20 protein-coding genes are annotated in these 20,383 nt (G+C 71.9%); 11 read left to right on the plus strand and 9 right to left on the minus strand.

Annotated elements, in window-relative coordinates:
* Positions 1-125: 125 nt before the first annotated feature.
* Positions 126-308: a DUF6104 family protein gene (locus tag AC068B_RS06125; RefSeq protein ID WP_003961784.1), complete on the plus strand. Its 183-nt coding sequence runs from the start codon at positions 126-128 to the stop codon at positions 306-308.
* A 6-nt stretch (positions 309-314) separates the two neighbouring features.
* On the opposite strand, the gene AC068B_RS06130 is transcribed toward AC068B_RS06125, so the two are convergent.
* A complete protein-coding gene (locus AC068B_RS06130; protein ID WP_478669391.1) occupies positions 315-1,238 on the minus strand; it encodes a TIGR03620 family F420-dependent LLM class oxidoreductase in 924 nt (307 codons plus the stop codon).
* A 126-nt stretch (positions 1,239-1,364) separates the two neighbouring features.
* Here AC068B_RS06130 and AC068B_RS06135 point away from each other — a divergent pair, with 126 nt between their 5' ends.
* The gene (locus AC068B_RS06135) at positions 1,365-1,961 is read left to right on the plus strand and encodes a TetR/AcrR family transcriptional regulator (protein WP_478669392.1); all 597 of its coding nucleotides are present in this window, start codon (positions 1,365-1,367) and stop codon (positions 1,959-1,961) included.
* 2 nt (positions 1,962-1,963) lie between these two features.
* Here AC068B_RS06135 and AC068B_RS06140 read toward each other — a convergent pair whose 3' ends face one another.
* Positions 1,964-2,770, minus strand: a complete 807-nt coding sequence (locus AC068B_RS06140; protein ID WP_478669394.1) for a hypothetical protein — start codon at positions 2,768-2,770, stop codon at positions 1,964-1,966.
* A 146-nt stretch (positions 2,771-2,916) separates the two neighbouring features.
* Here AC068B_RS06140 and AC068B_RS06145 point away from each other — a divergent pair, with 146 nt between their 5' ends.
* Both AC068B_RS06145 and AC068B_RS06150 read left to right on the plus strand, forming a co-directional pair.
* Positions 2,917-3,861, plus strand: coding sequence for a DUF4097 family beta strand repeat-containing protein (locus AC068B_RS06145; RefSeq protein ID WP_478669395.1), 945 nt, complete (start codon positions 2,917-2,919; stop codon positions 3,859-3,861).
* 1 nt (position 3,862) lies between these two features.
* Entirely contained in the window at positions 3,863-4,966 is a 1,104-nt protein-coding gene (locus AC068B_RS06150) for a helix-turn-helix transcriptional regulator (protein ID WP_478669397.1), read from the plus strand.
* Between the two features lie 58 nt (positions 4,967-5,024).
* Here the strand turns inward: AC068B_RS06150 and AC068B_RS06155 are convergent, their stop codons facing one another.
* Positions 5,025-5,987 (minus strand): zinc-binding dehydrogenase, encoded by a 963-nt coding sequence (locus AC068B_RS06155; RefSeq protein WP_478669398.1) that lies wholly within the window; start codon positions 5,985-5,987, stop codon positions 5,025-5,027.
* A 160-nt stretch (positions 5,988-6,147) separates the two neighbouring features.
* Positions 6,148-7,371, minus strand: coding sequence for an NAD(P)-dependent malic enzyme (locus tag AC068B_RS06160; protein WP_478669399.1), 1,224 nt, complete (start codon positions 7,369-7,371; stop codon positions 6,148-6,150).
* Between the two features lie 615 nt (positions 7,372-7,986).
* Here AC068B_RS06160 and AC068B_RS06165 point away from each other — a divergent pair.
* From AC068B_RS06165 to AC068B_RS06175, 3 genes are read left to right on the plus strand one after another with little or no spacing between them, the layout of a single operon-like run.
* Positions 7,987-8,943, plus strand: a complete 957-nt coding sequence (locus AC068B_RS06165) for an ABC transporter substrate-binding protein (protein ID WP_478669401.1) — start codon at positions 7,987-7,989, stop codon at positions 8,941-8,943.
* A gap of 41 nt (positions 8,944-8,984) precedes the next feature.
* Complete coding sequence (locus AC068B_RS06170) at positions 8,985-9,926, plus strand: amino acid ABC transporter permease (RefSeq protein ID WP_356256315.1); 942 nt, start codon at positions 8,985-8,987, stop codon at positions 9,924-9,926.
* Positions 9,926-10,687 carry an amino acid ABC transporter ATP-binding protein gene (locus AC068B_RS06175; RefSeq protein ID WP_478669402.1) on the plus strand — a complete coding sequence of 254 codons (762 nt, stop codon included), beginning with the start codon at positions 9,926-9,928 and terminating at the stop codon, positions 10,685-10,687. The genes AC068B_RS06170 and AC068B_RS06175 overlap by 1 nt, the downstream gene beginning before the upstream one ends.
* 83 nt (positions 10,688-10,770) lie before the next feature.
* Here AC068B_RS06175 and AC068B_RS06180 read toward each other — a convergent pair whose 3' ends face one another.
* Positions 10,771-11,556 carry a methyltransferase domain-containing protein gene (locus tag AC068B_RS06180; RefSeq protein ID WP_478669404.1) on the minus strand — a complete coding sequence of 262 codons (786 nt, stop codon included), beginning with the start codon at positions 11,554-11,556 and terminating at the stop codon, positions 10,771-10,773.
* A 91-nt stretch (positions 11,557-11,647) separates the two neighbouring features.
* Between AC068B_RS06180 and AC068B_RS06185 the strand changes: the two genes are divergently transcribed.
* A complete protein-coding gene (locus AC068B_RS06185; protein WP_478669405.1) occupies positions 11,648-12,298 on the plus strand; it encodes a CGNR zinc finger domain-containing protein in 651 nt (216 codons plus the stop codon).
* Here the strand turns inward: AC068B_RS06185 and sodX are convergent.
* A complete protein-coding gene (gene sodX / locus AC068B_RS06190; RefSeq protein ID WP_478670238.1) occupies positions 12,181-12,615 on the minus strand; it encodes a nickel-type superoxide dismutase maturation protease in 435 nt (144 codons plus the stop codon). The two genes, AC068B_RS06185 and sodX, sit on opposite strands and share 118 nt — an antisense overlap.
* Positions 12,616-12,759: 144 nt before the next feature.
* Here sodX and sodN point away from each other — a divergent pair, with 144 nt between their 5' ends.
* Complete coding sequence (gene sodN, locus AC068B_RS06195) at positions 12,760-13,155, plus strand: superoxide dismutase, Ni (protein ID WP_055564736.1); 396 nt, start codon at positions 12,760-12,762, stop codon at positions 13,153-13,155.
* Between the two features lie 66 nt (positions 13,156-13,221).
* Here the strand turns inward: sodN and AC068B_RS06200 are convergent, their stop codons facing one another.
* Together AC068B_RS06200 and AC068B_RS06205 are read right to left on the minus strand one after the other, a co-directional pair.
* Positions 13,222-13,872: a response regulator gene (locus AC068B_RS06200; RefSeq protein WP_478669407.1), complete on the minus strand. Its 651-nt coding sequence runs from the start codon at positions 13,870-13,872 to the stop codon at positions 13,222-13,224.
* A 72-nt stretch (positions 13,873-13,944) separates the two neighbouring features.
* Entirely contained in the window at positions 13,945-15,993 is a 2,049-nt protein-coding gene (locus AC068B_RS06205; RefSeq protein ID WP_478669408.1) for a DUF7134 domain-containing protein, read from the minus strand.
* A gap of 102 nt (positions 15,994-16,095) precedes the next feature.
* On the opposite strand from AC068B_RS06205, the gene AC068B_RS06210 reads away from it, so the two are divergent.
* Both AC068B_RS06210 and AC068B_RS06215 read left to right on the plus strand, forming a co-directional pair.
* The gene (locus AC068B_RS06210; RefSeq protein ID WP_478669410.1) at positions 16,096-17,118 is read left to right on the plus strand and encodes a lysostaphin resistance A-like protein; all 1,023 of its coding nucleotides are present in this window, start codon (positions 16,096-16,098) and stop codon (positions 17,116-17,118) included.
* Between the two features lie 219 nt (positions 17,119-17,337).
* Positions 17,338-19,422: a GTP-binding protein gene (locus AC068B_RS06215; RefSeq protein ID WP_478669411.1), complete on the plus strand. Its 2,085-nt coding sequence runs from the start codon at positions 17,338-17,340 to the stop codon at positions 19,420-19,422.
* A gap of 14 nt (positions 19,423-19,436) precedes the next feature.
* On the opposite strand, the gene AC068B_RS06220 is transcribed toward AC068B_RS06215, so the two are convergent.
* Positions 19,437-20,369: a sigma-70 family RNA polymerase sigma factor gene (locus AC068B_RS06220; RefSeq protein ID WP_478669412.1), complete on the minus strand. Its 933-nt coding sequence runs from the start codon at positions 20,367-20,369 to the stop codon at positions 19,437-19,439.
* Positions 20,370-20,383: the final 14 nt, after the last annotated feature.

The raw sequence follows: 20,383 nt of genomic DNA on the forward strand, positions 1-20,383 counted from the left end.
GTGGCCCGCATGGTTGCAGGCGACCCCCGAACGGCGCACGAAACCGGCCAGGTCGGAGGCGTCCGCGCACCGAATACGATGAAGCGGGAGCAGCCGCCCCCACGGACCGTCTTCAGGAGCTTGAGTTGTACTTCACCGACCGTGGCATCGAGGAGCTGGAGAAGCGGCGCGGCGAGGAAGAGGTCACTTTCGAGTGGCTCGCCGAGCAGCTCCGTACGTTCGTGGACCTCAACCCCGACTTCGAGGTCCCGGTCGAGCGCCTGGCGACGTGGCTGGCGCGGCTGGACGACGAGGACGAGGACGAGTAGTCACCGTCACCTGCCGAGCAGGGCGGGGGCCAGCTCCCGCCACTGCGGCAGGGGCAGGTCGCCGGGATCGGCGGTCAGTACCTGTACGCAGACGTGGTCGGCGCCCGCGTCGAGATGTTCGCGCACGCGTGCGTGGAGCACGTCGACGTCTCCGTAGGCGACGATCGCGTCGACCAGGCGGCGGCTCGGGCGTCCGCCCGCGAGATCCTCGTCGCCGAATCCCATGCGCCGCATGTTCGCCGCCTGGTGAGGTGCTCTCGTGACGTAATCCGCCACGTGCCGCGTGGCGACCTCACGCGCCCGTTCGATGTCCGTGTCGAGGACGACGGCCTGCTCGACGCCGAGGAACGCGTCCGGCCCCATGATTCCGCGGGCGAGCGCGGTGTGTGCGACGGGCACGAAGTAGGGGTGGGCGCCCCAGGTCCGCTCGGCGGCCAGCGCCAGCATCTTCGGCCCGAGCGCGGCGACGACGCGGTGCGGGGCGGGGTCCGGCACTGGACCGTGGGCCGGGGCCGCGTCCATGGAGTCCAGGTACCTGCGCATCGTCGACAGCGCCTTGCCGCGGGTGGGGACGGGGTAGCCGTCGATCTCGGAGACGGTGTCGTCGACCCGGTGGCCGCCGAGGCCGAGCACGTAACGCCCCGGGAAGGCTTCGCCCAGGGTGCGCTCCGCGGCGGCCAGGGTGAGCGGTTCCCGGAAGGCGATGTTGGCGATGCCGGAGGCGACGACCATGCGTCGCGTCGCGGACAGCAGCAGCCAGGCCTGGCCGACGGTGTCCCGCCCGAAGGCCTCGCCGTACCAGAGTGCGCCGTACCCCAGCTCCTCGATCTCCGCGGCGGCCTCGCGCACGCGCCCCGCCGGATGCCCCTCGAAGGCGAGGGTCCACACCCCGGCCGCCCCCAGTCCGTCCCGCACCGAATCGCCCCTCATGTACCCACCCCTGCCTGCACGGCCTCCCACATTTCCGGAGAGGCTCTCCGCTTAATCGGCGACCACGATACGGAGAACCTCTCCGCATGGCTAGCCCCCGGACGGGCAGGGAGCGAAGATGGGCCGGTGAGGAATCCCGAGGACACCGAGCCCTCCGCAGGCCGCCGCCCCCGCGCGGACGCACGGCGCAACCGGGAGCGGATCGTCGCCACCGCACGCGCGGCGTTCGACGAGTCGGGCCCCGAGGCCTCGCTCAACGAGATCGCGCGCCGCGCGGGCGTGGGCCCCGGCACGCTCTACCGCCACTTCCCCAACCGTCCCGCGCTCGTGACCGCGGTACTGCAGGACCGCATCGACACCCTGTGCGGCCACGCGGAGACCCTGCTCGCCGCCGACTCCCCCGGCCAGGCGCTGACCGAGTGGCTGCACGCCTTCCTCGCCCATGCACGCGTGAACCAGGGCCTTGGCAGCGCGCTGCTGGTGGAGGGGGCGGCGGACCCGGACGCCCTGCACCCGGACGACTGCCACCGGCGCATCCAGGACTCGGCCCGCCGCCTCCTTGCGCGAGCCCAACACGCGGGCGCCGCGCGACGCGACCTCACGGCGGCCGACCTGATCCAGCTGGTGGTGGGCATCGCCCTGTCGACGACACGCACCGGAGCGGACCCTGCCCAGCCGGGCCGACTCCTGGCCCTCGTCCTTGACGCGGTACGCCCCCGCTGACCTCAGACGCCCCGCACCCGGTCGTACGCAAGCCCCGCCGCCCCCTGCACCACGAGCAGCGCCGCCGCCGCACCCCAGCCCGCGCTGCGCCGCCGCAGCGCCCACGCCGCCAGGGGCAGGCCCGCGGCGAGCTGGGCCGCGGCCAGGGCCCTTGCTCTGGGGCCGCGCACCCAAGGGCCGAGCGGGCCCTTGTCGACCGCTTCGAACTCCGCGCGGACCGCGTCCCGCCATCCGGGCCACTCGACCGACCGCACGCCCTGCTGGATGCGGGCCACCTCGCGCAGGCGGTCCGCCGGTTCGCCGGGGCTCAGGCCGGGCGGCAGGGTGAGGCCCGTGCGGGTGAGGACGGCGAGGAGTCCGAGCATCCTGGCGCGCGCGTCCGCCTCCGTGTCGGGGCGGGCCAGCGCCTCCAGGGACTGCATGTCCAGTACGGGGTCGAGGCCGAGCCGGGCGGCGAACGTGCGCATCGCCTCGTCCTCGCCGAGAGGCGTCCCGTTCGCGAGCCATTCGTATCCGACCGTCCGCCGGAACCCCGCCGCGAGGGTGTAGCCGGAGCGGTCACCGTCCCACCAGAGCGCGAGCACGGGCCATGCCGAGCCGACGGCGAGCGCGGTGGCCCACCCGGTCAGCACCCGGTCGACGGGCTCCCCGCCGTGCAGCCACGGCTTGCTCTCGGGCACCAGCACGCTCCAGCCGGGACCGGCCTCCGCGAGGAGCATCCGCTCGCGGAGCAGTTGGACCGCGATCTCGACGACATCGGGCTCGGCCCGGCAGAGCAGCAGCGCACCGGAGGAAGCATCGGACGACATGAGCCCCACGCTAGGACAGATCTGCCCAATCGGCTCATAATCCACCTTCTCGGCGGACTTCTTGACTTCCTGGATCCGCGATATATCGTGAATGAGAGAGGACGCGATATGGCGCGTCCCACCCGGCCCGCCCAGGAGGTCAGCTCATGTCGGAGTGGTCCGTCGCCGAGCCCGTGAAGCTCACGTTCGACGCCCCCGTGACCGCGCTCCACGTCCGCATAGTCAACGGAACGGTGAACGTGGTGGGCACGGACGAGGGTTCCGCCCGTCTGGAGGTCACCGAGATCGACGGGCCGCCCCTGCGGGTGACCCAGGAGGACGGCACGCTCACCGTCGCCTATGAGGACCTGCCCTGGAAGGGCTTCCTCAAGTGGCTCGACCGCAAGGGCTGGCGCCGCAGCGCGGTCGTCTCCCTCGCCGTGCCCGCCACGACCCGCGTCGAGGTGGGCGTCGTCGGCGCGGGCGCCGTGGTCTCCGGCGTCGAGGGACGCACGGAGGTGAAGGGCGTCACCGGCGACACGACACTGCTCGGCCTCGCGGGCACGGTCCGCGCGGACACGGTCTCCGGGAACGTCGAGGCACAGGGCGTCACCGGCGACCTCCGCTTCAGCTCCGTGTCCGGCGGCCTCACGGTCGTCGAGGCCGCGGGCCCCTGTGTGCGGGCCGACTCCGTCAGCGGCTCGATGATCGTGGACCTCGATCCGACGGCCGCCCCAACCGAGCTCGCCCTGACGAGCGTCTCGGGCGAGATCGCGATCCGGCTCCCGCATCCGGCGGACGCGGAGGTCGAGGTGGACACGGCGAGCGGATCGGTGTCGAACGCCTTCGAGGACCTGCGGGTCGGGGGCCAGTGGGGCGCCAAGCGGATCACGGGACGCCTTGGCGCGGGCCGCGGACGGCTCAGGGCGACGACGGTCTCCGGATCCATCGCGCTCCTGCGCAGGCCGCAGATGGAGGAGGATCCCCTCTATGACGACGGGGCCGACAGGGCCGACAGCGCCGCCGAGGCCGACAAGGCCCCCGGAATCCCCGAGGTCCCCCTGGACGTCCCCCCGGCTGACGCCGACCCGACCGACAAGAAGGTGCTCTGAAATGCCCCCCGTGTTCGCCCACGGCCGCCTGCGCCTGTACCTGCTCAAGCTGCTCGACGAGGCCCCCCGCCACGGCTACGAGGTGATCAGGCTCCTGGAAGAGCGCTTCCACGGGCTGTACGCACCCTCCGCGGGCACCGTCTACCCCCGCCTCGCCAAGCTGGAGGCCGAGGGCCTGGTCACCCACACCACCGAGGGCGGCCGCAAGGTCTACGCCATCACGGAAGCGGGCCGCGCCGAGCTGGCCGGACGCAGCGGCGAGCTGGCCGACCTCGAGCTGGAGATCCGCGAGTCGGTCGCCGAGCTCGCCGCCGAGATCCGCGACGGAGTGCAGGGCGCCGCGGGCGAGCTGCGCCGCGAGATGCGGGCCGCCGCCAAGGAGGCCCTGGCCCCGGACGGTTCGGAGAACTGGCACCAGACGAAGGAGGAGTTCAAGCGCGCCAAGCAGGGCTGGAAGGAGCAGGCCAGGCGTGCGAAGGACGAGAGCCGCCGGGCCCGCGAGGAGGCCCAGCGCGCCCGCCGCCAGGCCAAGGACGCAACTGACCAGGCGAACGCCCAGGCCCGGCAGGCCCAGGCGGAGGCCCAGCGCATCGTCAAGCGCGTGCAGGACCAGGTGCAGGACCACTTCACGCGCGGTGACTGGCCGACGGGCCTGCGGGAGGGCCTCTCCGAACTGGCCAAGGAGTTCGGCGAGTTCGGCACGCGGTTCGGGAAGGACTTCGGCACGGGCTTCGGCACCCGCCCCGAGAACACCGCCGCCGCCCCCGGGACCAGCACGGGACCGGACACCGGAGCCGCCACACCGGCCGCGGACACCGGAACGGCCACCGCCACCGCCACCGCCACCGCCACCGACGAGCCCGCCTTCAGCCCCGCCCGCGAGGACCTCCCCGTGGACTACGCGCCGGACTGGGCCCACGAGGACGCCACCGGTGACCCCGGCCGCGACCTGGACCGCCTCCTGGACCGCTTCCGCGACGACATCCGCGACGCGGCCCGGGACAACGGAGTGACGGAAGCCCAGCTCCGTGAGGCGCGCCGCCATCTCTCCCAGGCGGCGGCGCACATCGGCGCGGCCCTGCGCGCCCCGGCCCAGGGGAGCTGAGCCCGGGCCCCGAGGAGCTGAGCCCGGGCCCCGGGGAGCCGACGCCGACGCGCGAAGGTCAGACCTCCAGCACGATCTTGCCGAACTGCTCGCCGGACTCCAGGCGCTCGAAGCCCTCCCGGGCCCGGTCCAGGGGCAGGATCTCGTCGACCACGGGCCGCACGCCCGTGGCCGCACAGAAGGCCAGCAGGTCCTCCAGCTCGTCCTTGGTGCCCATGGTCGAGCCGACGATCTTCAGCTCCAGGAAGAAGATGCGGGTGAGCTCCGCGTGCGAGGGGCGGTCACCGCTGGTCGCCCCGGAGATGACCAGCGAGCCGCCGGGCTTCAGCGACTTCACCGAGTGGGACCAGGTCGCCGCGCCCACCGTCTCGATGACCGCGTCCACCCGCTGCGGGAGCCGCGCGCCCGCCTCGACCGCCTCCACCGCGCCCAGCTCCAGCGCCCGCTTCCGCTTGGCCTCGTCCCGGCTGGTCGCGAAGACCCGCAGGCCCGCCGCCTTGCCGAGCACGATCGCGGCCGTGGCGACACCGCCGCCCGCGCCCTGCACGAGGACCGAGTCACCGGGCCGTACACCGGCGTTGGTGAACAGCATGCGGTACGCGGTCAGCCATGCGGTCGGCAGGCAGGCCGCCTCCGCGAAGGACAGCTCCTTCGGCTTGGGCAGCACGTTCCAGGTGGGGACGGCCACGCGCTCGGCGAAGGTGCCCTGGTACTTCTCCGTGAGGATGGAGCGGCCCTCACGCGGCCCGACGCCGTGCCCCGACTGCCCGATGACGGAGTGGAGCACCACCTCGTTCCCGTCCTCGTCGATCCCGGCGGCATCGCAGCCGAGGATCATGGGCAGCTTGTCCTCGCCGAGGCCGACCCCGCGCAGCGACCACAGGTCGTGGTGGTTGAGGGAGGCAGCCTTGACGTTCACGGTCGACCAGCCGGAGCGCGCCTCTGGGGCGGGCCGCTCCCCCAACTCAAGGCCGTCGAGCGGCTGGTCACGGTCGATACGGGCAGCGTAGGCAGCGAACATGAGGCGACCCTAGGCGCGACCGGTACCCCGGCGGAACCAGGGACGGCTGTGACACGCACCGCGCGCACGCACCACACGCACCGCGCCCCCTGCCGCACGGTGTGCACGGCAGGGGGCGCGTCGGTTCGCATGGGCCCGGATCGGCCCGTGTGGGCCCGGATCAGCTCCGGGCGACACCCTCCGCGCGGGCGGCGGCGGCGACCGCCGCCGTCACGGCCGGGGCGACCCGCTCGTCGAACGGTGAGGGGATCACGTACTCCGCGGAGAGCTCGTCCCCGACGACGTCCGCGAGGGCGTCGGCGGCGGCGATCTTCATGCCCTCGGTGATGCGGGAGGCCCGCACCTGCAGCGCGCCCGCGAAGATGCCGGGGAAGGCGAGCACGTTGTTGATCTGGTTCGGGTAGTCCGAGCGCCCGGTCGCCACCACGGCCGCGTACTTGTGCGCGATGTCGGGGTGGACCTCGGGGTTCGGGTTGGCCATGGCGAACACGAACGCGTTCGGCGCCATGGAGGCGACGGCCGGCTCCGGGACGGTGCCGCCGGAGACGCCGATGAACACGTCGGCGCCGTCGAGCGCGGCCTCCAGCGAGCCGCTGATCCCGGCCTTGTTGGTCAGCTCGGCGAGCTCCCGCTTGACCGGGGTGAGGTCGTCCCGGTCCCGGCTCACGATGCCCTTGCGGTCCGCGACCGCCACGTCGCCGAGCCCCGCCTCGAGGAGGAACTTGGCGATGGCGACCCCGGCCGCACCGGCACCGGAGATGACGGCCCGCAGCTCACCGAGCGTGCGCCCGGTCAGCTTCGCCGCGTTCCGCAGCGCGGCCAGCGTCACGACGGCGGTGCCGTGCTGGTCGTCGTGGAAGACGGGGATGTCGAGCCGCTCCTGGAGCTTGCGCTCGATCTCGAAGCACCGCGGCGCCGAGATGTCCTCCAGGTTGACGCCGCCGAACGACGGGGCGAGGCGCACCACCGTCTCGACGATCTCGTCGGCGTCCGTCGTCGCGAGCGCGATCGGCACCGCGTCCACGCCGCCGAACTGCTTGAACAGAATGGCCTTGCCCTCCATCACGGGGAGGGAGGCCTCGGGCCCGATGTCCCCGAGACCGAGCACGGCGGTCCCGTCGGTCACCACGGCGACGACGTTCGACTTCCACGTGTAGTCGTGGACGAGCTCCGGCTGCTCGGCGATCGCGCTGCACACTTTCGCGACGCCGGGCGTGTACGCCAGGGACAGGTCGTCCTTGTCGCGGACCGGCACGGTGGCCTGCACGGCCATCTTGCCGCCACGGTGCAGCGCAAACGCCGGATCGAAGGGCTCGGCCGCACCCGCGGGGCCCTCGTGATCCGTACTGCTGTCGCTGCGAGGATTGATGATCTCCGCTGCCACTTGTCTGACCCCTTAAGTCTTATTCATCAGTTGAGGGTGTCCACTCCCGGTTGAGAAGTGGGCGGGCACCGCGTCCGTGCCCCACCTGTCGGCGGGGGGAGGTACGGACACGCGGGCGCGCCGCACACGCGCCCTGGGCCCCGGATGAGGGGTGTAGCCAACCTTTGTACCCGAAGGCGGTGGGCACGGGCGAGTGACATTGGTTGCAGCATGCTCAGCAGAAGTCCCTGGAGGGCGGGACGAGTGTCACTGGGGGAAAGCGGAGGGAAAGAGATCCATTCGGCGCCGCCCGAACCGTTCGTGGATCTTCCCCGAACAACCGGATGTCCGTATTCTCCGGATAGCGCATTTCATGGCGCATTCAGGAACCGAACGGTCCACATCGCGAGATTCACCGGAAATCCCTCGGTTGACGACGATTCGCTCCGACCCCTTTACGCCCTTGCCGTACCGGGATGGTGCGATTCGAGGCTCGCCCGTTATCCGATTTTGACATCTCCGGCACCCAGAATCGGACGGTCCGAATGGCAAGATGCCGTCATCACACGAGGTCGCGACACCCGAAGGTGTGTGCCCGACCCATCGGCAACTCCCTCATCCGCCGGAGGACCCACCATGACCGCCAGCTCCATTTGTCGTAAGACCGCAGGCAAGTCCGCGAAGTCCCGGATTGCCGCGGTCGGCACGATCGCGGTCGTCGGCTCGCTGCTGCTTTCCGGCTGCGGCGACCAGACCAACGACAAGGAGAGCGACTCGGTCAGCAACGCCCCGCTCGCCGACAAGCTGCCCGATGACATCCGCGCCCAGGGCGTCATCAAGGTCGGGTCCGACATCGCCTACCCGCCGGTCGAGTTCAAGGACAAGTCCGGCAACACCGTCGGTATCGACCCCGACCTGGGCGAGGCGCTGGGCAAGCAACTCGGCGTGGAGTTCGAGTTCGAGAACGGCACCTTCGACACCCTCCTCGGCGGCCTGCGCTCCAAGCGCTACCAGGTCGCGATGTCGGCCATGACGGACACCAAGAACCGTCAGGAAGGCATCGACGAGGAGAACGGCAAGAAGGTCGGCACCGGCGTCGACTTCGTCGACTACTTCACGGCGGGCGTCTCGATCTACACCAAGAAGGGCGACGACCAGGGGATCAAGACCTGGGCGGACCTCTGCGGCAAGAAGATCGTCGTCCAGCGCGGCACCGTCTCGCACGACCTGGCCAAGGCCGAGTCGAAGAAGTGCAAGGGCGGCAAGAAGATCGCGATCGAGCAGTTCGACAACGACCAGCAGGCCCAGACCCGACTGCGCTCCGGCGGCGCCGACGCGGGTTCGTCCGACTTCCCCGTGGCCGCGTACGCGGTGAAGACCTCGGGCGGCGGCAAGGACTTCCAGCTGGTCGGCGAGCAGGTCGAGGCGGCGCCGTACGGCATCGCCGTCTCCAAGAAGAACCCCGAGCTGCGTGACGCGATCAAGGCGGCCCTCGACGCGATCATCAAGAACGGCGACTACGAAAAGATCACCAAGAAGTGGGGCGTCGAGGAAGGCGCGGTCAAGGAAGCCGTGATCAACGGCGGCAAGTGACCCCCTCCCCCTTCCCTCCCAGTCGCTGAAAGGCCACTCACGTGACCCCCGACATCTCCAAGAAGGGCCCGGAGGACGACGTCCCCACGGCCCGCCCGGCGGAGGCCATCAAGGCCATCCCGGTCCGGCACTTCGGCCGCTACATCGCCGCGGTCCTGACGATCGGCGTGCTCGCCGCGATCGTCTACGCCTTCTCGCAGGGCGACATCAACTGGGGCGCGATCCCCGACAACTTCTTCGACGAGCGCATCCTCAAGGGTGTCCGCGAGACGCTGATCCTCACCTTCCTCTCGATGCTCATCGGCGTCGTCGGCGGTGTGCTCCTCTCGATCATGCGCCTGTCGAAGAACCCGGTGACCTCGTCGATCGCCTGGTTCTACATCTGGTTCTTCCGCGGCACGCCGGTCCTGGTCCAGCTCTTCGTCTGGTTCAACCTCGGCTTCGTCTTCGACTACATCAACCTCGGTCCGATCTACAAGGACGAGTGGTCGGACTTCATGACGCCGTTCCTGACGGCGCTGCTGGGTCTTGGCCTCAACGAGGCCGCGTACATGGCGGAGATCTGCCGCGCCGGTCTGCTCTCGGTCGACGAGGGCCAGACCGAGGCGTCGCACGCGCTCGGCATGAGCCACGGCAAGACGCTGCGCCGGGTCGTGCTGCCGCAGGCGATGCGCGTCGTCGTGCCGCCGACGGGCAACGAGTTCATCAACATGCTGAAGACGACGTCGCTGGTCGCCGCCGTCCAGTACTACGAGCTCCTCAAGTACGCCCAGGACATCGGTACCTCGTCCGGCGCCACCGTCGAGACGCTGCTGCTCGCCGCCTGCTGGTACCTGATCATGACGTCGATCCTCAGCGTCGGGCAGTACTACCTGGAGCGGTACTACTCCCGAGGCTCGTCCCGCACCCTGCCGGACACCCCCTTCCAGAAGATCAAGGCCAATATGTTGTCGCTGGGCAACCGCGCGGGAGGTGTCCGCTGATGACCGCCATGGTGAAGTCCGAGGGCGTGCACAAGTCCTTCGGCAGTGTCGAGGTGCTCAAGGGCATCGACCTCGAGGTCAAGTCGGGTGAGGTCTTCTGCCTGATCGGCCCTTCCGGGTCCGGCAAGTCGACCTTCCTGCGCTGTATCAACCACCTGGAGAAGATCAACGCCGGGCGGCTGTACGTCGACGGGGAGCTGGTCGGCTACCGGCAGAAGGGGGACAAGCTGTACGAGCTCAAGGACAGCGAAGTCGCCCTGAAGCGCCGGGACATCGGCATGGTCTTCCAGCGCTTCAACCTGTTCCCGCACATGACGGCGCTGGAGAACGTCATGGAGGCGCCGGTCCAGGTCAAGGGCATCGCCAAGGCCCAGGCGCGGGAGCGCGCCGGTCAGCTCCTTGAGCGCGTCGGCCTCGCCGACAAGGCGGGCAACTACCCCTCGCAGCTCTCCGGCGGCCAGCAGCAGCGCGTGGCGATCGCCCGCGCGCTGGCGATGGACCCGAAGCTGATGCTGTTCGACGAGCCGACGTCGGCGCTCGACCCCGAGCTGGTCGGTGACGTCCTCGACGTGATGCGCGACCTCGCGGAGTCCGGCATGACGATGATCGTCGTCACGCACGAGATGGGCTTCGCCCGCGAGGTCGGCGACAGCCTCGTCTTCATGGACGAGGGCGTGGTGGTCGAGTCGGGCCACCCGCGCGAGGTGCTGACGAACCCGCGGCACGAGCGGACGCAGTCGTTCCTGTCGAAGGTCCTGTAGCGCTTGGTGCGTCGATTGCCGAAGGGGCCGGTACGGATTCCGTACCGGCCCCTTCGGCGCGCTCTGCCCGGGTGCGCGGCGCCCTACTTCAGACCCAGGATCACCGCGTCCGAGGGCGAGCCCCACACCGGGCGGGCCTCCGCGAACCCGGCCTCGCGCAGGGCGCGGGCGTGCCACTCGGCCGAGGGCATGTCGCCGTCCGCGTGCTCGCCGTAGATCTCGAACCGCTTGGCGGTGGGCGCGGCGAGGACCGGGTCCTCAGCGGCGAGCTGCCACCACTCCTTCCAGTCCAGGACGCCCTCGGCCTTGGCGCGGTCCATCTGCCGGTGGCGGTGGGCGCTCTCGGCGGCGTTGATGCGCGGGGTCGCGGGGTCGGGCATGTGGTCGGCGTTCATGAAGACGCCGCCGTCCCTGACGACTGTGGCGACCTGGCCGTAGAGCGTGGCGAGCGGCTCGCTGAAGAGCCAGTGCAGCGCGGTGGCGGTCAGCACGGCGTCGTACGAGTCGTGCGGCAGCGCGGCGGTCCAGTCGGGGTCCTTCAGGTCCGCGGTGACGAAGGTGACCCGGTCGTCCCCGGCGAAGGTGCCCTCGGCGATGGTGAGCAGCGCGGGGTCGAGGTCGACGCCGACGCTGGTCGCGTCCGGGAACCTCTTGAGCAGCCGGTCCGTAATACTTCCCGTACCGCATGCCAGATCCAGGACGCGCGGTGCGGTTCCGACCACGGCCTCGACCATGTCGAGCATGATCCGGAATCGCTCCTCGCGGTCGGGCAGGTACCACTGCTGCTGCCGGTCCCAGCTGTCCTGCCAGGCGCGCCAGTCGGTGCCGAGCGCGGCTTCGGCCTCGGTGCCGGTCCCCGTTTCCGTCATCAGAACCCCTCCACTACGTAATACCCTGGTACCGCAAGCGGCCATTACCGGCCGACGAGATGACCATAGCCCGCCCTCGTAAGGACTACAAGTGGAACTGGCCTATTACTCGGACTACGCCGTACGCCTGGTCAACAGCGAGGAACCGGGCCGCAACAAGGACGCGCTGACGACCGTCGAGGCGATCAGGGAGCTGTTCGGGCCGAGCACGCAGATGGCCCGCCGCGCCACGGACTCCGACGTCACGCGCTTCCGGTCCGTGCGGGCCAGGCTGCGGGCGGTCTTCGAGGCGGCCGACGGCGGCGACGAGACGCTCGCGGTCGACCTGCTGAACTCACTGCTCCTGGAGTTCCCCGTCAGCCCGCAGATCTCGGGCCACGACCACCGGGACGACGACGGCCGCCCGCTGTGGCACCTGCACCTGGCGGACCACCCCTCGAACGCGACGGCCGGGTACGCCGCGATCGCCGCGATGGGCCTCGCCTTCCACCTCACCGAGCACGGCGTGGACCGCCTCGGCCTGTGCGAGGCGACGCCGTGCAGGAACGCCTATCTGGACACATCCACGAACCGCTCCCGGCGCTACTGCTCGGACCGCTGCGCGACCCGGGCCAACGTCGCCGCCTACCGCGCCCGCAAGCGCCTGGAGACGGAGCGTTCCGCAAGCACCGGGCGCACCGCGCCCAGCGCCCAGCGCGCCAGCGCGAACGGCGAGCGGCGGCCCGGCGCGGGCGGCCGGTAGCGGAACCGGACCTTCCCGAGGACGAGTTCCTCGGGAACCACTCCGTAGTCCGTGCTGTCGCCGCCCGCGAACGCGTTGTCGCCGAGCACCCACCAGCCGCCCCCGCGCCGCTCCTTGGCCCGCTTGACCACCAACAGGTCCTGCTGGAAGGGGTGGCGCAGGACCACCACGTCACCGGGGCGCACCCGGGCCCCCCAGTGCACGAGCAGCCGGTCCCCGTGGTGCAGCGTCGGCACCATCGAAGGGCCCGTCACCTCCGCGGCACCCCACGGCAGGACGGCCCTTCCCTGCTCGCTCTCCTGCGACAGCTCCGGCATCACCGGCACCTCCCCGGTCCTATCCTCCACGAGTCCCAGTCTGACCCTGGACTTTTGTCCTAAGCCCATGGGGGCACTCGCGAAAACCCGTCACTCACGGAGTAATGTCCCACCTGAGAAGACGATCACGAGGAGGACAGCAACATGCTCACCCGCCTGTTTGCCCCCAAGGTGAAGGTCAGCGCGCACTGCGACCTGCCCTGCGGCGTGTACGACCCGGCCCAGGCCCGCATCGAGGCGGAGTCGGTGAAGGCCGTGCAGGAGAAGATGGCCGCCAACGACGACGCGCACTTCCAGGCGCGCGCCGTGGTCATCAAGGAGCAGCGTGCCGAGCTCGCCAAGCACCACGTCTCGGTGCTGTGGAGCGACTACTTCAAGCCCCCGCACTTCGAGAAGTACCCGGAGCTGCACCAGCTGGTCAACGACACCCTGAAGGCCCTCTCGGCCGCGAAGGGCTCGACCGACCCGGCCACGGGCCAGAAGGCGCTGGACTACATCGCCCAGATCGACAAGATCTTCTGGGAGACCAAGAAGGCCTGACGCCCCGCGTCACGCGTTCCACCGACAGCACCCGGCATCCGCGCGGAGCCGGGTGCTGTCGTCGTTTCACAGGCTCCGTGGCCTGGCCAGGCCCAGGTCGTACGCGAGGATCGTGGCCTGGACGCGGTCGCGCAGGCCCAGCTTGCCCAGCAGGGCGTTGACGTGCGACTTCACCGTGCCGGTCGTGACGCCGAGCGCCCCGGCGATCTCCGCGTTCGTGTGGCCCGCGGCCACCAGGGTCAGGACCTCGCGCTCACGGGGCGTGAGGGACTCCAGGAGCGCGGGGTCCGGGGCGGGGGCCGTGCCCGCGAAGGCGTCGATGAGGCGGCGCGTGACCGTGGGGGCCAGCATCGCCTCGCCGGAGGCGACGATGCGGATGCCCGCGAGGAGTTCCTCGGGCAGCGCGTCCTTCAGGAGGAAACCGGAGGCTCCGGCGCGCAGGGCGTCGTGGACGTAGGCGTCCTGGTCGAAGGTGGTCAGGACCAGCACGCGCGGGGGTGCGGTCACGCCGGGCGCCGCGGTGAGCAGCCGGGTCGCCGTCAGGCCGTCCATGCCCGGCATGCGGATGTCCATCAGGACGACGTCCGGGGCGAGATCGGACGCCAGCCGCACGGCACGGGCGCCGTCCTCGGCCTCGGCCACCACCCGGAGGTCCGGTTCCGCGTCGACGATCGCCGCGAATCCCGCGCGGACCACGGCCTGGTCGTCGACGACCATCACTCGGACGGGGGTATCGCCGGTGGGGTGATGATCGGTGGCGTGCTCGGTGGTGATGGGGTGCCTCCTCGGCTAGGGCGCCACCGGCTGTGGGAGCGGCCGTGGTTCGTCTGCGTCTGCGTCATCTGCGGCTACGGCATCTGCGGCTACGTCGCCCGGGGCCGTCACCTCGCGCAGCGCGGCCAGCAGGTCGCGCATCGCCGACAGGCCCGCCCTCGCCGCGTCCGCCACGCCGCTCAGGTCACCCGCCTCGGCCCGCGCGACCACCGCGTCGGCGTGCCGCAGGACTTCGCCGCGCAGTTCCACGGCGATGCGGCGGCGCTCCTCGTGCGCCTCGGCGACCGCCGACCACACCGTGGCCGTCAGCGCGTGGTCCTCCCAGGCCCTGACGCGTTCGCGCCGCGTCCGTACGCCCGCGCCGAGGCCCCAGAGCGCGGCCATCGGCAGCAGGAACACCCCGCCGACGACGGCCACCAGGAAGAGCATGAGCCCAAAGCCGCCGTCCTTCTCCAGGTCCGCGATGCCGTCGGCCGACGCGAGGGCCAGGGTGGACAGGCACAGCCCGGTGGCCGCCACGCCCATCGCGGGCCAGGTGACCCCCGCGGGGCCCGCGAACGCCCCCACGGCGTACACGGCGACGCACTCCGCGATACCGCCCGCCGCCGCCAGGCACAGGGCCACATCGGGCGACAGCAGCCCGAACGCGAGGCCGAGCGGCGCGAACCAGGCGGTGACGAGGACCGCGCAGAGCACCGCCCAGGGTGCCCGGCGCCGCCACAGCAGCGGGAGCGCGTGCGCGACGGCGGGGCCGCAGGCCAGGGCGACGGCGGTGGGTTCCTCGACGAGGACCGCGAAGACCGGGAGCGTGGCGACGGCGACGGCGACCGCCCCGTCGGACAGGTCCAGGCCGCGCAGGGCACGGTGGCTCAGGGCACGGTGGCGTACGGCCCGGTGGCCCAGCACCCCTGTGGCGCCCGGCAGCCCGGCCCGCACCGACCACCCGGGCCCGTCCTGCCGCGCCCCGGCCACGAGCGTGCCGCCGAGCGCACCGGCCCGCTCCCGCATCCCCGCGGTCCCCCGCCCCGACCCGAGCCGCTGCCGCCCCGCGAGCCCGCCACCCGGCGTCCCGCCCGCCGCCCCGTCGTCCTCGACCGTGACGTGGACGGTGTCGTCGGGAGCCTTGGACAGGATGTGGATGCGTACCGTCGCACCGGGGGCGTAGCGCAGCGCGTTCGTGAGGGCCTCGCGGATGATGCCGAAGGCCGCTTCGGCCACCGGGCCCGCCAGCCGTGCCGCCTCCGGTGCCACGGTCACGGCGGGGCGCAGGCCCAGGCGTGCGAAGCCCGCGGCCAGTTCGGTGACGCGGTCCTCCAGGGCGCTCTCGTCGTCCGCCGCCGCGGTCCGCATCAGCGCCACAAGCCGGTGGAGTGCCGCCGCGGTCTCGCGGCCGGTGTCCGCAGCGAACTCCAGCGCCTGCGCGGCCAGTTCCGGCTTGCGGTCGCCGAGCCGCAGTGCGGCGTCCGCGGTGACCACGACCGAGGTGAGGTGGTGGGCGCTCACGTCGTGCAGTTCGCGGGCGAGGCGCTCGCGCTCGGTGACGGCGGCGCGGGCGCGCTCGGACTCGGCCCGCGCAAGCTCCCGCGCGGCGGACCGCCGTCCGGCGAGCCAGCGACGGCGGCTGCGGCCGAGGCCCACGACGACCAGGAAGAGCACGCAGTTGACCGCGCCCTCACCGACCGCCTCGGTGGCCGAGTCGAACAGCACCGCCGAGCGGCCCGCCTCGCAGAGCGCAAGGCCGGTCGCGACGACGGCGGCCGTCCGCCCGGGGCTGCGCACCGCGACCGAGTACAGGGCGACCAGCAGGCTCAGCGCGTGCAGGAGCGTCGCGTCCTCCGGCAGGGGCAGGCAGGCGAGCAGGACGGCCTCGACGGTGAGCGCCGCGGCGACGGGGCGTCGGCGGCGTACGCCGAGCGCCGCGGTGACCACGACCGCGGCGGCGAGCGCCGCCATCAGCTGGCCCGGGCCCACCGGATCGTCCTCGCGCAGGGTGCGCCCCGGCCAGTAGGCCAGTTGCTGGACCGCCAGCAGGACGGGCAGCAGCCAGTTACGTATTCGCTCCATATCGGGCTCGATGATACGGAGGGGCTCTCTATCCGTGGTTGGAGAGCGTGATCGTGCGGGCGGCCGACGCTTCGGCCGGGCGCGGCAGGAATGCTGGTGGGCATGACCGCGACACCCTCCCCCGCGTACCCCGCCTACCCCGCCCGTCCCGCTCCCCCCTCCCCCGTCCCGCCGCTCCCCTACCACCGCCTCGCCCTGGTCACCGGACGGCACCGCTGGTGGCGTCCGCTGGCCGGAACCGCGCTGCTGCTGGCGGGCGCCGTCGCCGCGACGCTCGTGGTGCTGCTGGCCGGTGAGATCGCGGGCGCGCTCCTGAACCGGCCCGTCGGCAAGGACGGCTTCCGCGTCTGGGGCGGCATCGGGGAGACGGGGGTGGCGCTGCTGTCGCTCGCGGTGCTCACGCCGGTGGTGTTCGCGGCCGCGCACTGGGCCCAGCGGCGTCCGGCGGGCACGCTCTCCTCGGTGACGGGGCGGCTGCGGTGGCGCTGGCTGGGGCGCTGTCTCGTGGTCGCGCTGCCGCTGGTCGTCGCGTCGCTGGGGATCATGCTGCTGCTGCCCGAGTCGGCGGGCGGCGGCGCGGAGAGCACCGCGGGCGGCACGGAGTGGGCCGGGTGGCCCGACTTCCTGCTCGGCCTCGCGCTGGTGTGCGTGCTCGTGCCGTTCCAGGCGTCGGCGGAGGAGTACGCGTTCCGGGGCTGGCTCACCCAGGCGGTCGGCGCCTGGTGCCGTTCGCCGTGGGTGGCGATCGTGCCGCAGGCGCTGCTGTTCGCCTCGGCCCACGGCTGGGGCACGCCGTGGGGCTTCGCGGACCTCGTGGTGTTCGGCCTGGTGGCGGGTGTGCTGACGGTCCGTACCGGCGGCCTTGAGGCGGCGATCGGGCTGCACGTGGTCAACAACCTGCTGGCGATGGGCGTCTCGGCCGCGATCGCCGGGGCCCTCGCCTCCGACGAGACGGCCGCGGACATGGACTGGATGTCGGTGGGCGTCGACGTGGTGATGCTGCTCGGGTACGCGGCGATCGTGCTGCGCCTCGCGGCACGGCGCCGGATCACCGCGGTCTCCGACCCCGCGTCCTTCCCCGCGCCCGCTCCCGCCCCGGCCCCACCGGTATGGGTCTCGCGCTGAGCCGGTCCCGCGAGGTGCGTACTTAGAGCCTGTGTCATCACCCCACCCGGCCGGGGTGATGACACAGGCTCTTAATCAGTTGCCCCGCCCCGCCCCGCGCTGCTGGACTTGCGGCAGCCGGGGCGAGCCCGGTGGAGTCTGCGAAGGAGCAGGAAATGCGGCGTTCGTGCATGTCCCACGCGAAAGGAATTCCCACTTCCCCAAAGGACATGACGGTACGTGCATTCATCTGCCCCGCGCCTTCCGCGCACACTGAACCTGGGCATTCTGGCCCACATCGATGCCGGTAAGACCAGCCTGACCGAGCGGCTCCTGCATGCCGCGGGTGTCATCGACGAGGTCGGCCGCGTCGACGACGGAAACACGCAGACCGATTCGCTCGCCCTGGAGCGGCAGCGCGGCATCACCATCAAATCCGCGGTCGTCTCCTTCGCCGTCGACGGCACGACGGTCAATCTGATCGACACCCCCGGCCACCCGGACTTCATCGCCGAGGTGGAGCGGGTCCTCAGCGTGCTCGACGGCGCCGTGCTCGTGGTCTCCGCCGTGGAGGGCGTGCAGGCGCAGACCCGCGTCCTGCTGCGGACGCTGCGGCGGCTGCGCATCCCCACGCTGATCTTCGTGAACAAGACGGACCGCGGCGGCGCCCGTTACGACGGCGTGCTGCGGCACATCGCCGAGCGGCTCACCCCGGACGTCGTCCCGATGGGCACGGTCTCCGGCATCGGCACGCGCGAGGCGCGCTTCGTCCCGTTCACCGCCCGCAGCGCCGGGTCCGGCGGCTTCACCGCCCGGCTGACCGAGCTGCTCGCCGGGCACGACGACACGCTCCTGGCCGCGTACGTCGACGACCCGGCGTCCCTCTCGTACGACCGGCTGCGCACGGAACTGGCCCGGCAGACCCGGGGCGCCCTCGTGCACCCGGTGTTCTTCGGGTCGGCGGCCACCGGTGTGGGGGTGCGTGAACTGACGGACGGGATCCGCGAGTTGCTGCCCGCCGTCGCCGGGGACGCCGAAGGGCCGGTGTCCGGCAGCGTGTTCAAGGTGGAGCGGGGCGCGGCCGGGGAGAAGATCGCGTACGTCCGCATGTTCTCCGGCACCGTCCGCACGCGCGACCGCCTGGACATCGGCGACGGCGGGGGCGGGGCGGCCCGCGAGGCCAAGGTCACGGGCGTCGGCGTCTTCGAGGCGGGCACGGACGTACCGCGCACGGAGGTCCGCGCGGGGCAGATCGGCAAGCTGCGCGGGCTCGGGGACGTACGGATCGGGGACGTGATCGGCGTACCCCGTGAGGGAGTCGAGTACGGCGCGCGCTTCTTCGCGCCGCCCACCCTGGAGACGGTCGTCACCCCGGTGCGCGCCGCCGACCGCGGCGCCCTGCACCTCGCGCTGACCCAGCTCGCCGAGCAGGACCCGCTGATCGGCCTGCGGCAGGACGCCGTCCGCCAGGAGGTCTCGGTCTCGCTCTACGGAGAGGTACAGAAGGAGGTCGTCCAGGCGACGCTCGCCGAGGACTTCGGGCTCGACGTCTCCTTCCGGGAGACCACGACGATCTGTGTGGAGCGGGTCGTCGGGACCGGTTCGGCGTACGAGATCATCGACAAGGACCCCAATCCGTTCCTGGCCACGGTGGGGCTGCGGGTGGCGCCCGCGCCGGTGGGCGCCGGGGTGGAGTTCCGCCTCGGGGTAGAGCTCGGCTCGATGCCGTACGCGTTCTTCCGGGCCGTCGAGGACACGGTCAGGGAGACGCTCCACCAGGGGGTCCACGGCTGGCGCATCCCCGACTGCACGGTGACGATGACGCACTGCGGCTACTGGCCGCGGCAGAGCCACGCCCACGGCACGTTCGACAAGAGCATGTCGAGCACCGCGGGGGACTTCCGGAACCTGACGCCGCTGGTCCTGATGGACGCGCTGCGGGCGGCGGGCACGGCGGTGCACGAGCCGATGCACCGGTTCCGGCTCGACGTACCGGCCGACACGGTCGGGGCGGTCCTGCCCGTCCTCGCCCGGCTGCGCGCCGTCCCGCACACGCCGACGACGAGCGGGGCGTCGTACCACCTGGAAGGGGACATCCCCGCGCAGCAGGTGCACGCGCTGGAGCAGCAGCTGCCCGGACTGACCCGCGGCGAGGGCGAGTTGGAGTCCGCCTTCGACCACTACGAGCGGGTGCGCGGCGGCGCCGTACCGACGCGTGAGCGGACCGATCACGATCCGCTGCACCGCAAGGAGTACCTGCTGCGGGTGGTGCGCAGGACGAGTGGCGGCGGACGGGAGGGGACCGCCGCCACTACAACCCGCTGAGGTGCGCAGAGGCCTCAGGCGTCCCGCAGCGGACGCGTCAGGACCTGCAGCCGCTCGCGGTCCGCGATGATGTTGATCTCCACGATCCGGCCGTCCACGACCGTGAAGGACCCGAGCGAGACCGCCTCGCCGCCGGGGAGCGCGACCAGGCCCGGCATGCCGTTGAGGAACACCAGGTGCTGGTCCGCGGCGACCCGCGCGAACATCGCTGCCTGTCCGGCCACTTCCGCGGCGCCGCGCACCACCTTGGAGAGCCCGGACGACAGCTCGCCGGTGTCCGCGCGCAGCACGACGTCCGGGTCGAGGAGTTCGAGGAGCGCGTCGAAGTCACCGGCGCGCGTGGCGGCCATCCAGGCCTCGACGACCTCGCGCTGCCTGGCGACGTCGGTCTCCGCCACGGGCGTGGAGCCCTGCACGCGGCGGCGGGCCCGGCTGGCCAGCTGCCGGGTCGTGGCCGCCGAACGCTCCACGATGGGCGCGATCTCCTCGAAGGGCACGGCGAACATGTCGTGCAGCACGAACGCCAACCGCTCGGCGGGCGCCAGCGTTTCGAGTACGACGAGGAGCGCGAGGCCCACCGAGTCGGCGAGCAGCACCTCCTGCTCGGGGTCGGCCGCGTCGGCGCGGGTCACGACCGGGTCCGGGATGTGGGTCTCGCCGAAGGCCCGCACGGACGCGTCGAGGGAGTCCTCGCGCCGGGACTGCCGGGTGCGCAGCAGGTCGAGGCAGATGCGGCCGACGACGGTGGTCAGCCAGCCGCCCAGGTTCCGCACCTCCTCCGCGTCCGGGGCGCCCTCCGTGCGGCTCAGCCGGAACCACGCCTCCTGCACCGCGTCCTCCGACTCGCTCAGCGAGCCGAGCATGCGGTACGCCACCGCGTTCAGCCGGGTTCTGTGCTCCTCGAACCGCGCCGCGAGGGCGACTTGAGCCGATCCGTTCTCGTTCATCCTTCAATTGAACA

It is taken from the genome of Streptomyces sp. NPDC042371 (assembly GCF_056437465.1).

Excerpts from the sequence above, each read along its gene's own strand:
- AC068B_RS06130 (WP_478669391.1), bottom strand. The coding sequence starts at position 1,238 with ATGAGGGGCGATTCGGTGCGGGACGGACTGGGGGCGGCCGGGGTGTGG.
- AC068B_RS06140 (WP_478669394.1), bottom strand. The coding sequence starts at position 2,770 with ATGTCGTCCGATGCTTCCTCCGGTGCGCTGCTGCTCTGCCGGGCCGAG.
- AC068B_RS06145 (WP_478669395.1), top strand. The coding sequence starts at position 2,917 with ATGTCGGAGTGGTCCGTCGCCGAGCCCGTGAAGCTCACGTTCGACGCC.
- AC068B_RS06150 (WP_478669397.1), top strand. The coding sequence starts at position 3,863 with ATGCCCCCCGTGTTCGCCCACGGCCGCCTGCGCCTGTACCTGCTCAAG.
- AC068B_RS06155 (WP_478669398.1), bottom strand. The coding sequence starts at position 5,987 with ATGTTCGCTGCCTACGCTGCCCGTATCGACCGTGACCAGCCGCTCGAC.
- AC068B_RS06165 (WP_478669401.1), top strand. The coding sequence starts at position 7,987 with ATGACCGCCAGCTCCATTTGTCGTAAGACCGCAGGCAAGTCCGCGAAG.
- AC068B_RS06175 (WP_478669402.1), top strand. The coding sequence starts at position 9,926 with ATGACCGCCATGGTGAAGTCCGAGGGCGTGCACAAGTCCTTCGGCAGT.
- AC068B_RS06180 (WP_478669404.1), bottom strand. The coding sequence starts at position 11,556 with ATGACGGAAACGGGGACCGGCACCGAGGCCGAAGCCGCGCTCGGCACC.
- sodX (WP_478670238.1), bottom strand. The coding sequence starts at position 12,615 with ATGCCGGAGCTGTCGCAGGAGAGCGAGCAGGGAAGGGCCGTCCTGCCG.
- sodN (WP_055564736.1), top strand. The coding sequence starts at position 12,760 with ATGCTCACCCGCCTGTTTGCCCCCAAGGTGAAGGTCAGCGCGCACTGC.
- AC068B_RS06200 (WP_478669407.1), bottom strand. The coding sequence starts at position 13,872 with ATGGTCGTCGACGACCAGGCCGTGGTCCGCGCGGGATTCGCGGCGATC.
- AC068B_RS06205 (WP_478669408.1), bottom strand. The coding sequence starts at position 15,993 with ATGGAGCGAATACGTAACTGGCTGCTGCCCGTCCTGCTGGCGGTCCAG.
- AC068B_RS06210 (WP_478669410.1), top strand. The coding sequence starts at position 16,096 with ATGACCGCGACACCCTCCCCCGCGTACCCCGCCTACCCCGCCCGTCCC.
- AC068B_RS06220 (WP_478669412.1), bottom strand. The coding sequence starts at position 20,369 with ATGAACGAGAACGGATCGGCTCAAGTCGCCCTCGCGGCGCGGTTCGAG.